Genomic DNA, 13,436 nt, shown 5'->3' on the forward strand with positions numbered 1-13,436 from the left:
GAATCATATAGATCTGGTTCTTTTATTCTATCTTACCGTGGCGGTTTCTTTTTCAGATTAACTTAAGACTTTACTACATCTTGCAGCAAGTTACGTTCATGATCAGAAGCTCAAAATTCACAAACTATATTATAGCTTATCACTTTTTAAAATCATAGTACTATAAATAACCTTTTTCCTTTAGGCTCACAAATTTGTTTTCTCCTATAATTAAGTGATCCAATAAGTCTATGCCGATAATCCTGCCAGACTCTGCTAATCTTTTCGTTACCTCGATATCCTCTCTGCTCGGTGTGGGGTCGCCGGAAGGATGATTATGAAGACATATGACTGAAGCAGCTGAACGGCGGAGAGCTTCCTTATATACTTCGCGTGGATGCACGATCGATGCATTCAGACTGCCAATGAAAATGGTTTTTTTATGAAGGACTTGATTCTTCGTGTTTAAATACAAACAAATAAAATGCTCTTGTGTTAAGAATCTCATATCATTCATCATGTAATTTGCTCCGTCCTCCGGAGAACGGATTACATAACGATCATGATAAGCTAAATTTGAGATTCTTCTTCCAAGCTCCACAGCAGCCAGCACTTGTATAGCTTTCGCTTTACCTATTCCTTTTATAGCGGTCATTTCATCTAAAGTCGCATCTTTTAAAAGTCTTAAACCTTCAAAGGTTGTCAGAAGCCGGTTTGCAAGCTGCAGAACAGATTCCTCCTTTGTTCCAGTGCGCAACAGTATCGCAAGTAATTCGTGATTCGATAGACTTTCAGGTCCATTTTGCTCGAAACGTTCCCTAGGGCGTTCATCCTCAGGGAAATCACGTATCATTAATGTTTCCGTTTGCAACGATATTCCTCCTTGAGTACCGTTGTGCTGGGCTGTTTCCTATAGATGTTTCAACATTAATATGGAGCTTGATATCCCAACTTTTTCAACATTCGGACCGTTTTCGAAACAGGCAAACCAACGACTGAGAAATAATCACCGTTAATTTTTTTGACGAGCATACTTCCGAAACCTTGGATTCCGTATGCTCCAGCCTTGTCGAATGGTTCCCCAGTCGCAACATATCCATTGATTTCATCATCGGTCAAATCCCAAAACACAACTTCGGTCTTTTCATAAAATTCAATATGTTCCGTTGGAGTAAAAATTGAAACACCTGTGTACACCGCATGGGTTCTGCCAGATAAGCTTTTTAACGTACTAACAGCTTCATCCGTATTTTCTGGTTTCCCAAGTACTTGCCCATCTGCCACCACGACGGTATCTGAGCCAATGACATAGGCAGATGGATGCTTTTCAGCAACAAATTTAGCTTTTCGAAGTGCTAGTTCCATTACAATTTCTTCTGGAGTTAATTCTGGATTGTAGCTTTCATCCACATCACTACTGAAGACTTCAAAAGGCAGTTTTAAATTTTCAAGAAGTTCTTTTCGTCGTGGAGAAGAAGAGGCTAATATGAGGGTTTGCATATCAATCACCTGACCTTACCGTTTGTATCAGAAAAGGGAAGATACAAATTAATCGTACCAAATTTTTCCCGAACAAACAATTTTCTATTAGACAAATTTCGCAATTTTTTTCATCCTTTTAATAGACGTCATACCTGCCTAGAAGGTTTCGTTAAATAATATAAATAACGTGAAAAACACCTTAATTTCACCGATATTTTTAATAATATATCCGCCACAAAAGGAGCCTGTCGAAAATTATGAGACAGACTCCTCTAGTTTCGTGTTATTTCCCAGAAAATATTCTTATTGTGACAAAATTATAAAGTGAAACTTCCACCAGTGATGTCTTTCAGCCACTGATGGTTAGTTGAACTTACCGGACCTTTACTGGCAGTTGATCTCCTCTATTTATTCTCAGATGTCTGGTCGGAGTCTTACTGCCTGTTAAGTGTGGGATAAAGTATGATAGACTGCTAAGAAATTTAATAAATGCTGTTGAATGGAGACAAGGTCCGAGGCTTTCGAACCTTCACGATAAGCATTTACTCCGCTAATAGCTCCATCCATCTCTTTTTTTAATTGAGCAAGTTCTTCTTTTTCTACACCCTTTATTTCCTGCCATGATGAGGATAGCTTTGCAATATTATCCATATCTTCATTGGAGATGCTGTTAGAGCTAGATGCATTAGTGCTAGCGGCTAGAATCGCTTCATATATTAGAGGCGCCTGTTCTAACAGTTTTTTCTCAGAATCATTTAGATTGGTTAAATTTGAACCAGAAAATACGACTTCCTTCGCAAAAGCATCTACTACCACTCCACTATTCTTCCGCTCCTGTCCAATTGCTTTTGCACTTTCTAAATTATCTGCTAGACCAAGGTAGATATAATTTTTACCCTCGATTTGAAGCACCTTTGTTGGAACACCCTTTTCTGACATCACCGCCGCTTCCTGTGCTGCCGATTCTGGAGTAGAAAAGACTCCACCTTGAACCATATAAGCTGTTAAAGCAGGAATATCCATGGCAATATTTCCAGAAGGAGTCGTCACGTCTGTAACAGGAGTCTCTTCAGTTGGCTCTGCTGTAGCCATTTCAACAACACCATCCGAAATAACCATTTTTAACAGCATAACCCCGAAAGTGGTTCCCAATAAGACCGCAAAAAACACCGTGAAAAAGATAGAGGGAATAACGCCTTTTTTATTCGACTTCTTAAATACAGCCGCAGCTCCCTTCATCCCTATTTTCTTCGATTCTTTTTTGGGCTTGCTGCCGCTTTTAAAATCATTTTTCTCTTCAAACCTCTCTACTTCTTCAGGCAAGATCCAATCGAATGCATCGTCCTTTGCTTCTTCTGCAGCGGCCGTCTCTTTCTGGGATAATTCTTCTATCCTATCATCAGGAATGACTGTCTTTTCTTCACGTTTACGTGTTTCCTGTTCTATGTCGTTTAAACTCGGTTCCTGAAGTGATCGTTGTTTCCCGTTAATCTTTATCGTAATCGTCTTAAAATCCTTCGGCTTGTCCAATGATAGTCCTCCTTTCGTTCCTATTGAAAGTTGGTTATATCCTATCATAGTGAACAAAAAAAATAACAAGACTTTTGTCGTCTTGTTATAGAATGATTTCGTCAATTTTTTTACTAGAGTTAAAAAGCTCATTGGATTTCGTATTCCTGTAATCATGAATTGAAGTTTCCATAGATTGAGAACATCGGAAGCATTGCCGCCAGCACGATTAAGCCAACTATTCCACCAAGAATCGCAATCATTAACGGCTCTAAGATTGCACTTAGGCGGGATGCCATCTGATCAACATCGTCTTCATAAAAATCAGCTATTTTCCCAAGCATCGTATCTAGTTGACCGGTTTCTTCTCCTACGGCTACCATATGACTTACTAATTTTGGAAAAACCCAACTTTGAGCAAGTGGTGAAGATAAGCTTGAGCCTCCGCGAAGAGATTCCCGGGACTGTTCTAGTACTTTAGCAAAAACTAAATTGTTCGCAACCTCTGCACTCATCGTCAACGTTTGCAGAACCGGTACAGAAGAGGCAAACTGCGAAGCCATCGTCCGCGTGATCCTCGCAATAATTTGTTTTTGGTTTAAAACACCAAATACAGGCATTTTTAACTTCACATAATCGAGCATATACTGTCCCTTAGGATTTCGCTTAATCGCTATATAAGCCAACACCAGAAGCAAAACAATCATCATTAAGATATACCATTGCCCTATCATAAAATCTGATAGCGCAATAACCATTTTAGTTGGCAAAGGAATTTCCCCGCCTACTGACAAAAGATTATTTAATAGACTTGGCAGCACTTTTGTAAGTAAGATAATCACAACCACTATAGCCACAATCGAGACTACGATCGGATACATCATTGCCGACTTCACTTTTTCTCTTACTTTATGTTCCTTTTCGTAAAAGACAGCCAAACGATCCATTACCCTTTCAAGATCACCGCTTGTTTCTCCTGCAAGTGCCATATTTACAAAGACTTTATCAAAAATCTTTGGGTATTTTTTACATGCATCAGAAAAGGAGGTTCCTGAACGAACATCAAGATAAACAGCATTCAGCGCCTTCTGAAATGGTTTAGAAGAAACCTGGTCAGATAACAATTTTATTGAATCTACAATCGGTGTTCCCGCATTTAACAATGTAGCAAGCTGTCGGCAAAACACAACGAAATCTTGGTTTTTTACCGGTTTACCAAGCGTAATGTTCAAATCCTTATGGAGAATGGACTCTTTTTTCTCAACGATTTCAGAAATATAGAAACCTTTCCTCTTTAAATCTTCAATCGCAGCTCCTTTTGACGAGGCATCCAGCTTTCCTTTCACTTCTTTCCCAGTACGCGCGTCAATCCCTTTATATTGATAAATCATTCACACCCCTCCTTTCAATCAATTTCATTCATGTTTGTCCCAATTCGGTACATGCTCATCTGCAACATCTCGGGTGATGATTCCATTATGAACTAACTCGCTTATCGCACGATTCATCGTTTGCATTCCGTAAGCCCGGCTTGTTTCCAAGATCGTTTGAATTTGGTGTATTTTATTAGAACGAATCAAGTTCGCAATCGCATGATTGGCTACTAGAATTTCTAGTGCCGCCACGCGTCCTCCGCCCTCTGCTGTCGGCAATAAACGCTGTGACATTACACCTACTAATGTGCTGGCAAGCTGCGTTCGGATTTGCTGCTGATGCTCTCCAGGGAATACGTCAATAATTCTATCTATGGTTTGCGCCGCTCCGGTTGTATGAAGTGTCGCTAGAACTAAGTGTCCTGTTTCTGCAGCCGTAATTGCGGTTTGAATCGTATCAAGGTCGCGCATTTCTCCGACAAGGATCACATCAGGGTCCTGACGAAGAGCCGCACGCAAGGCTACCCCAAAGGATTGACTATCTTGACCGATTTCACGTTGATTAATAATGCTATTTTTATGTTTATGAAGATATTCAATCGGATCTTCCAATGTCAAAATATGCTTACTTTGCGTTTCATTAATATAATCAATAATTGCTGCTAGAGTAGTAGATTTCCCCGAACCAGTCGGACCTGTGACAAGAAGAATTCCCTGCGTTTGCTTTGCAAATCTTTTTGTTATCTCCGGAAGGTTTAAATTTTCCAATGTCGGAATTTTGCTATTAATCACCCGGCAGACAATCCCGATTGAGCCTCTTTGGTGGAAGACATTCACACGAAATCGGCATATTCCTTGAAGTGAATAGGAAAAGTCAAGCTCCCCTTCCCGCTGGATCCTCTCGAACTGCCCTTCTGTTGTAATTTCCTTAGCCAATCTAAGGGTATCCTCAGGTAATAGACTCTCCGTTCCTACTTTCTTCAATTGGCCGTTGATGCGCAACACCGGGGTGATTCCAGTTGAAATATGCAAGTCAGAGGCCTTATTAGTAAAAGCGAAATGCAATAATTTTTCCATAGTCAATGTACTTTGTGTACTCATTGCTATTTGTCCCTTCTAAATTAAACTGTGACGCGGAAAACTTCCTCTAAAGTTGTCTTACCTTGAGAAACCTTCATGAGGCCATCGTCCATCATGTCCTTAAATCCTAATTCTTCAATATAATGCCGATAAAAAGTATCAGCCTGTTTTTTCGTAATCATTTCCCTTAATGTATCATCAATCAGCACAAGCTCATGAATGGCCATGCGCCCTTTATAACCAGTACTGTTACAATATGAACAGCCTGTTCCTTTTACAATTCCAGAAATAGGAAGACCTCTTGAGGTAAAAAGCTCCCGTTCTTCTTCCGTCAAATGATGGGTGGCTACGCAATTCTGACAGACTTTACGGACCAATCGTTGTGCGAGCACCCCCACCAATGATGAGGAAACAAGGAAAGGCTCCACTCCCATATCAATTAAACGGCTGATTGCACTCACTGCATCATTTGTATGAAGGGTACTCAGCACTAAATGACCAGTCATCGCAGAGCGAAGGGCTATTTCGGCTGTCTCTGAATCACGGATTTCTCCGACCATGATAACATCAGGGTCTTGACGGAGTATTGAACGCAAGCCGGCAGCAAAGGTCATTCCAATATTCGGTTTCACTTGGACTTGATTAATTCCTTTGATTTGATATTCTACAGGGTCTTCAACTGTAATAATATTTACTTTATCAGAATTTAAATATTGAAGAGCCGTATAAAGGGTCGTTGATTTCCCTGAACCAGTCGGACCCGTCACGAGAATAATCCCATAAGCATGGTGAATCATCTTTTTGAACTTCTCATCATTTTCCTCAGAGAAGCCCAGCTGTTCAAGTCCTAATGCAACGCTGGCTGTATCTAAAAGACGCATGACGACTTTTTCTCCAAAAACAGTCGGAAGAATAGAAATACGAAGATCAATGGTTTTGATTTCAAATTCCATTTTAAAACGGCCATCCTGCGGCAATCTTTTTTCCGCAATGTTTAAGCGCGACATGATTTTAATTCTGGAGACTAAAACGCTGTTCATTTTTATCGGTAATGTCCGTTCAGTTCGTAGAATTCCATCGACACGAAAACGGATCACCGTCTCCGTTTCATGCGGATCGATATGAATATCACTTGCCCCAACCTGAACGGCTTGGTTGATCAGCTGATTCACCATTTTTGCAACGGCCGAATCATCGGATTGCGGCGCATCCAGGAGATCAAATTCATCATCACCCGTCGGCATTTCTTCGATCATCTGATCAATCGATCTTTGCATGCCATAATAACGATTGATCGCGAGACGCAGCTCATCCTTCTTTACAATCGCCGGATCAATCTCAAATCCGGTGCTCAAGCGCAGTTCGTCCAGCGCAAAATAATCAAGCGGATCAGACATAGCAACCATCAAGCGATTATTTGATTTTTTTAGAGGAAGGACTTGATACCTTCTAGCAAGCTCCTCGCTTATGACATTCACTAACTTTCGATCAACCTTTTGTTTGTATAAATCAACATGTGGTATCCCTAGTTGAAATTCCAGCACCTCAATAATTTGCTGCTCACTGACGATATTCATGGAGGTCAACTGGTCCCCCAGCCGGAGGCCTGTATTTTTTTGCTCTTGCAATGCTTCCATAAGCTGATTCTCAGTGATAAGGGAAGCTTCTACAAGCAAGTCTCCTAATCGTTTCCGCTTTTGTATCATTTCATTTCCCTCCAATTGGAAGAATCCTGCACTATTATCCTTTTACATTCACGGGAATATAGCTGTTAAAAATTAATAGAAAATCAAGCATTAAGGCTTCCGCTTCCCATAGAGTTTCTATCTTTTTATTATTTTTGTACTCAAGCAATAGCTCATCAATCTCATTTAATAGTCTAACTGTTTCTTGAAGCTCAAGGTTTCGTCCTTCATTCGTGCTAACTTTCAAATATTCTTCAACCTTCATTTGATAGGCCTTCATTTGCGCAGCGACAACTTGGTACTGATCCTCTTTAATAGCCGGATTAGCTTGAGTAATTCCTTCTGTTATGATGGTAGTAATACTGCTTACAACATTCTCCGCTTCTGTTAAAAGCATATTTGTATCTCCCACTGTTAAACGGTATGGCAATGTTTTCACATATGAATCGTGGCCTTGACTTTTTAAAAGATCAACTATTTTCTGTGCAGACGCAATAGAGCTGTCTGTTGCAGTGTAAATATAACTCAAACGATCTCCTATGATTCTAGGATATACTCCTATTTGCGTTAGTCTTTGAGCTGCTAAAAACAAATAATTCGATGACGTATATGCACCCGTTTGGACGACATGAAACACAGGGTCACCTGGTTTGATTTCATCAATTTTCATTTCTGGACCATAGTAATCAAGACCGAGGTTATTTCCAAGTGGCGGTGGTGTGTTCATTTCACTTTCATTTAATTCAGGGTTTGCTGTAATGCCATTACTGCTAGTACCTTCACTGTTATTTGAACTGTTACTATTAGCTGGGCTATTACTAGTATCAGCCGAACTTTCTGTGTTATTAGAATCAACACTGCCTGAAGGGTCCGAAGTATTTTCTGTTTCTATATACCGTTTAATTTTCGCAGGGTCAAATTCATAATCCAGCTCAAAGTCTGGATCATCATAAATCAGATTGGCGAAATCCTCACTGTAATAGGCTCGAATCGTGACAATTCCTTCGAGAAGATTATCTTTTTCCTCATTAATGGAATAATCAAAGCCCTGCACATGAATAATTCTTTGTAAACTTTCCAGCTTATTAACAAATTTATTAACATCCTCTTGTTTTCCATTAATGTCTACCGCCAGTTCGACATAAGACACTTTGAGATCACTGACTTCCGTTAATAAATGCTCGACCTTCTCTGACAATTCACTCGGAAAAAGATGTCCCCATTGTCCCAAATTCAATGATTCTTCAGTTTGGTTGTCAACCTCGGTATTATCAATTTCTTCAAAAGGATAATTACTTACTGCTATATGGTCTATAACCGTGCCTGTTTCTAATTCGGTTCTTTCTAAGTCCTTAATAACTTCTTCCACATTCGGCTCTATTGGAATGCTGCCAATCAGTTCTTCTGCTTCTTCTTCAGTAAATGTTTGCGGTAATAAATGATCGATTGATTCTTGATAAAAAACTGCATCTTCATTTATTCGATTTAATTCTTGCCTCATATTTTCTTTCTCTGCTGCCAGCGGGCGTACCATAAAACAGTAAAAAATTCCACATAACAAAAATAAGACCAGAACGATGACTAAAATCATGTTTTTATTTTGTTCAAACAGTTTCGTCATTCTTTCTCACCCGCTATTGTGTTCAGCTTGATTGTATATTGCGCTTCATAAGCCACTTCTTCTTCCTCAGCTGAGATAGATTCTAATACAGCTCCGATCACAAATTCTGCTTGAAGAAGACGATGAAGAAATAGAGCAGAGTCCCCTTTCGAATCGAACGTAACAGTCATGAAAAGATCCCCATTATTAGAATAAGTATAAGTATTCACCTCTGCTGAAGCCGGAAGCAGCTTATAGACTTCACCTTGAAGTTCAATCGTATTTTCATAGAGATTATTTAAAAATTGATGCAAATGCTTGTATTTATCAGTAAAGTTAAATTCCGTCACTCCGGCCGTTTCCTCCCTGTATTGTGTTAAGGATTCATCACGGCTTGCCGTTTGAGCAGCGATGGTCTCGGATAAAACTTCGACGGTGTTTTTTGTATCAAAATATTGATAGATTAGAAATGAGGCTGTTCCTAAAGCTGTTACTATTCCTAGTACAGGTACAAGATAGACCGATCTTTTTTCTTTTCTACTATTATTTTGAGGTAATAGATTGATGCTAATCTCCACGGTAGGCCCCCATTCTTACGCAGCTGTTACACAACCTTATTTCTTCTTGCTTTTTTCATGAGCGCGCATCGCCAATCCAATTGCGACACTGCATGAATCTAACTGATCATGGTCACCAAAATTCTCAGCAAGGATAGAGCTGTAATCAATACGGACAACTTCCTCTGCATCAAACCGAGCCTTCAACGGCTTATAAATTCTATCAGCAAACTCACCAGTAACAATAAATCTTTTAAATTGACTATTTCTTTCGTTTAATGAATAATGAAAAAAGTTTTGCGCTCTTTCAATTTCCAGAATTAATTGCTCTACATACGATTCATCACTTACATTATTTGACCCTTCTTTTGCTGCAGCAGCCTCACTTTGCGCCTCCAGAGAGAAATCCTCATCCAAAAGTAAAAATTCGCTTTCTTGCTTATTGTCTGGCGCTAGTAAATAATCAATCTGATTGATCGACATCATTCTCGAAAAAACAACGATTCCGTCTTTGAAAATATGAATATCTACAGAGTCCTCAGAAACGTCAATAATCATATCGGTTTCCTTCAGCCAATGAGGATGTACGTAGGAAAGCAGCCGCTGAAGTGCTAATGCACGAATCTCGGCGGTCAAAGGCTTCAAAGCAGCATCTGTACACACATCCATTAAATCCTTTGATAGAGATTGGGATGTGGCAAAAAGCAGCACCTCACTTTTTGGACCTTCGATGTTCTCTTCAATCCCTTTGGCCAGGTCATCTAAACTTAATTCTTCCTCTTCTTCTAACCCGATTTTCGGATCAAGTGTTTTCGGACCAATCGACCCGATTTTCACAAAGTCATAAATCGGATTTTCAAAAGGCAAATGGATGCTTTCACCAACTTGAAACTGAAGCAGCTTGGCCAGTTCAGGCTCAGCGATATCAGGCAAAGAGGTGATTTTACGAATCAGAATACTTTGCGTTGGAATCGCCAAATGCACCTGCTTTGTTAGTTTTCCATTCTTTACTGCATCTTCTAAAGAACTCTCAACCGTGTCCATTTGCGCAAGCCGGCCGCCAGCTAAAAGATTCTCATCGACTTCCTGTTTAAAAACATTCTGCAAAACAGGCAATCCTCGTTCCAACTTTATCGTTGCAAAGGATAATGATCTATCGTGGAAATCAATTCCTGAGTATGTTTTGTTGCGAAGCATATGGTCACCTCCTACATAGTGCTTTTCATTTTAACCTTTCCCTTAAATAAAAAGTGATTGTTAAAATAGTGTTATCTTTTTGTTTCCATATTAGTAATTTCTGAGATTCCTGAAGTCCATTGGTTAAAAGTAGACTCCGGTATATTATATATAGGGGCTGGTGGTTTCGGGATATATCCACCAGCTCCACCACCCGAGTCGAAGCCATCACCACTTACCTTTATAGTAGGTGTACCCGTGACAGTGATATTTTCAGCTATCATTCCACCTGCTAACTCGTACTCACAATTTCCTGAGATTGATATACTTTTTGCTATTAGTACACCACTAATTCTAAGTTTGCCACTATTGCCACAACCAGATATATCAACTGTATTTGCATATGCCAAATATTCATCAGGAATCAGGATATCAACATCGTTGCCACTTGCACTTAAACTATTAAAATATTTAATTTTTTCATTAGAACCATCTTCCCAATTAATAGTATCCGATACGTTACTTCCAGGATTTTTGGTTTTAGGCTCTTCTAACTGATAATAATCCTTAAACTTAGTAAAACCTAAAGAGCTATATCTTGTAATCGGACTCCAGTCATCAGCTTTCGCCCCATTTACTTTTGAAAAATTCGTAAATATAATTCTGTCTCCAGGTTCCCCAGGGAAATCTGACTCACCTGATCCAGAGTCGTCATCATCATCAGCATCTTCATACGTGACCGGCAATACACTAGATTTGTTCTCTGCAATCGCGGTCAGAGAGACCTCTCTCGATAAGTGAGGCATTGTTTTATACTTCGCCACTAACGTATACTCATATTTTAACTTATTATCTCCAGATAATCCTTGATGTCTGATATCAGTTATACTAACGACAACTTTATCACCATCAATCGTAAATTCTGCTATCTTTGTATTGTCATTCTTAAGATAATAATAAGGACCGCTTTCAATTATTTGAATACGATTACCCTTTAAATCAAGCACCGGAGTGCCATCCTGATACATCAGATACCTACCTGTATGATGCTCAAAAGAGTTCATTTGAAAAATCATTAGATCTAATGCACCTTCAAGGCGGTAAAACTCTTGTTGATCTGCGATTGTAGCGATATTATTTTTTTCTCCATAGAATGTTGTATTCAATAAGGAAACACCTACGATAGTTACAAACAAAACCAAGAATAAGGTCATTAATATTGCCGCACCACGTTCATTCAGTTCAACTTTTATTTTCCTCATGAATTTCACCACATTTTATCTAGTTTATATAGAACCGTGACCTCGGATCATAATAGATGATTGTATTCGTTTGATAGGTCCTTCCTCGATCCTCAAGAGAGAGTTTGACATCAATTTTTTTTGGTCCATCGTCTATCATAAACTCTACAATATTGCTAGAAAGAACAGTCGTGCTGTTCAGAAAGTAGGCTTCTTTTCTAGTATCATCATAGCTAATAAAAATTTCTGATCCTTTTCCTAACTTCCAACCATTACCATTTTTATAGATTTTAGCTCCGTCTTTGATTTTTTCACTCATATACCCAGTAATAAATCTTGCTTCATGCTGAAGCTCATTTTTGATACTCGTTTCCTGATGAACTTTTAAAGTATTATTCACCAACATAAAAATCGGTGTAGAAATGATGGTCATAATCAATAACGTTACAAGCAACTCTACTAATGTGACACCGCGTTGGTTACTCATTGTTTCTTCACCACCGATGACAATTCTGTAAATTGACTAGGTTTGTCAGTAGTCTCCACAATGACTTTAATCTCGTAAAAGTTGTTTCTAAATTTAGTATCTGTGATAGAAGGGTCCAATGCTTCAAATTTTATACGATAAAGAGCCTGCTTATCCGCAAGATTAACAGATGCCGGATCTTTCTTTGATAAATCAATAGGGTCGCAACCATAATTGGAAGAACAAGTTCCATAAATTTCAGTTATGCCGGTTTTGGGATAAGAGGATGCCCTTGCCTCTTCCATCACTTCTTGAGCAAAATAAACGATTTCACTTTCTTTCCCTTGTGAAATCGTTCTTGTAAAAGTACCGGTCATCAACATTAAAATTGGAACAATCACGATACCAATAATGACAACAGCTGCTAATAGCTCTATTAATGTTATGCCTCTCTCATTCTTCATCAACGTCACCTACCAAAAGCTCAAATACCAGTTCAAAATATCATATCCATAGGTATAAGCTATTAGTGTTCCAACCATTATAGATGGTCCGAATGCAATTGGCTGACCCCTCTTGACTTTTCCAGACATCAATAACAGTACTCCGACAATTGCTCCAACAAAGGACGCAAGGACGAGACTAATGACGGTCAAAATCGGTCCTAAGGCAACGCCAATTGCAGCATAAAGCTTAATATCTCCCCCGCCCATGCCTCCTTTGCTGACAATTGCGAGGATTAATAATAGACCAAAGCCTATTAACCCGCCTAATAAATAAAACCAAAATGGCTCCGTTCCTATAAAAATGCGTGAAAGTACGATTAACCCAAGCATTGGAAACGTAACAATGTCTAGTATCAGCTGTTCACGGATATCTGTAAGTACAGAAATGACCAATAAGATCGTTAATAGTAATGCTGGGATGAGTTCCAATGATAATCCAACATGCTTATACACAAAGAAAATTGAAAATGCAGCCAGTATTTCTCCAAATGGATATAAAGGAGAAATGGTTGTTTTACAATAGCGGCATTTGCCTTTTAGGAACACATAACTTAGTACTGGTATTAGATCAAGGGCATGCAATCTATGATTACAATTAGGACAGTGAGAAGGCGGGAAGGCAATTGATTCCTTTTGCAATAATCGAATCGCAACGACATTGAAAAAACTGCCGAAAATAAGTGCAACTAAAAGTACTAATAGATCGATAAAAATCAACATATTTCTTCCCTTCTCATGTTTATTACTATTTTACAAAAAAGCTGTCACCGCCAAGTATGACG

Annotated in this window: 13 protein-coding genes; all 13 read right to left on the bottom strand. The window is 39.0% G+C overall.

Features of this window, described 5'->3' with window-relative positions; genetic code table 11:
• Positions 1-160: 160 nt before the first annotated feature.
• Positions 161-850, bottom strand: a complete 690-nt coding sequence (gene radC, locus CZ487_RS20435) for a RadC family protein (protein ID WP_077214126.1) — start codon at positions 848-850, stop codon at positions 161-163.
• A 56-nt stretch (positions 851-906) separates the two neighbouring features.
• Complete coding sequence (locus CZ487_RS20440) at positions 907-1,479, bottom strand: Maf family protein (protein WP_077214127.1); 573 nt, start codon at positions 1,477-1,479, stop codon at positions 907-909.
• 426 nt (positions 1,480-1,905) lie between these two features.
• Positions 1,906-2,991 (bottom strand): hypothetical protein, encoded by a 1,086-nt coding sequence (locus CZ487_RS20445; protein ID WP_077214128.1) that lies wholly within the window; start codon positions 2,989-2,991, stop codon positions 1,906-1,908.
• 152 nt (positions 2,992-3,143) lie between these two features.
• A complete protein-coding gene (locus CZ487_RS20450; RefSeq protein WP_077214129.1) occupies positions 3,144-4,361 on the bottom strand; it encodes a type II secretion system F family protein in 1,218 nt (405 codons plus the stop codon).
• A 24-nt stretch (positions 4,362-4,385) separates the two neighbouring features.
• The gene (locus CZ487_RS20455) at positions 4,386-5,444 is read right to left on the bottom strand and encodes a type IV pilus twitching motility protein PilT (protein ID WP_077214130.1); all 1,059 of its coding nucleotides are present in this window, start codon (positions 5,442-5,444) and stop codon (positions 4,386-4,388) included.
• Between the two features lie 20 nt (positions 5,445-5,464).
• Positions 5,465-7,129 carry a GspE/PulE family protein gene (locus CZ487_RS20460; protein ID WP_077214131.1) on the bottom strand — a complete coding sequence of 555 codons (1,665 nt, stop codon included), beginning with the start codon at positions 7,127-7,129 and terminating at the stop codon, positions 5,465-5,467.
• A 34-nt stretch (positions 7,130-7,163) separates the two neighbouring features.
• Positions 7,164-8,729 carry a hypothetical protein gene (locus tag CZ487_RS20465; RefSeq protein WP_077214132.1) on the bottom strand — a complete coding sequence of 522 codons (1,566 nt, stop codon included), beginning with the start codon at positions 8,727-8,729 and terminating at the stop codon, positions 7,164-7,166.
• Entirely contained in the window at positions 8,726-9,286 is a 561-nt protein-coding gene (locus tag CZ487_RS20470; protein WP_077214133.1) for a hypothetical protein, read from the bottom strand. Before CZ487_RS20470 ends, CZ487_RS20465 begins: the two co-directional genes overlap by 4 nt.
• Before the next feature lie 36 nt (positions 9,287-9,322).
• A complete protein-coding gene (pilM, locus tag CZ487_RS20475; RefSeq protein ID WP_077214134.1) occupies positions 9,323-10,462 on the bottom strand; it encodes a type IV pilus biogenesis protein PilM in 1,140 nt (379 codons plus the stop codon).
• Between the two features lie 71 nt (positions 10,463-10,533).
• A complete protein-coding gene (locus CZ487_RS20480; protein ID WP_077214135.1) occupies positions 10,534-11,703 on the bottom strand; it encodes a hypothetical protein in 1,170 nt (389 codons plus the stop codon).
• A 19-nt stretch (positions 11,704-11,722) separates the two neighbouring features.
• Positions 11,723-12,169, bottom strand: coding sequence for a prepilin-type N-terminal cleavage/methylation domain-containing protein (locus tag CZ487_RS20485; RefSeq protein WP_077214136.1), 447 nt, complete (start codon positions 12,167-12,169; stop codon positions 11,723-11,725).
• Positions 12,166-12,612 (bottom strand): prepilin-type N-terminal cleavage/methylation domain-containing protein, encoded by a 447-nt coding sequence (locus CZ487_RS20490; RefSeq protein WP_077214137.1) that lies wholly within the window; start codon positions 12,610-12,612, stop codon positions 12,166-12,168. Before CZ487_RS20490 ends, CZ487_RS20485 begins: the two co-directional genes overlap by 4 nt.
• 9 nt (positions 12,613-12,621) lie before the next feature.
• A complete protein-coding gene (locus tag CZ487_RS20495) occupies positions 12,622-13,374 on the bottom strand; it encodes a prepilin peptidase (protein WP_077214138.1) in 753 nt (250 codons plus the stop codon).
• Positions 13,375-13,436: the final 62 nt, after the last annotated feature.

The organism is Robertmurraya dakarensis (genome assembly GCF_900156875.1).
GTDB lineage: Bacteria > Bacillota > Bacilli > Bacillales > Cytobacillaceae > Robertmurraya > Robertmurraya dakarensis.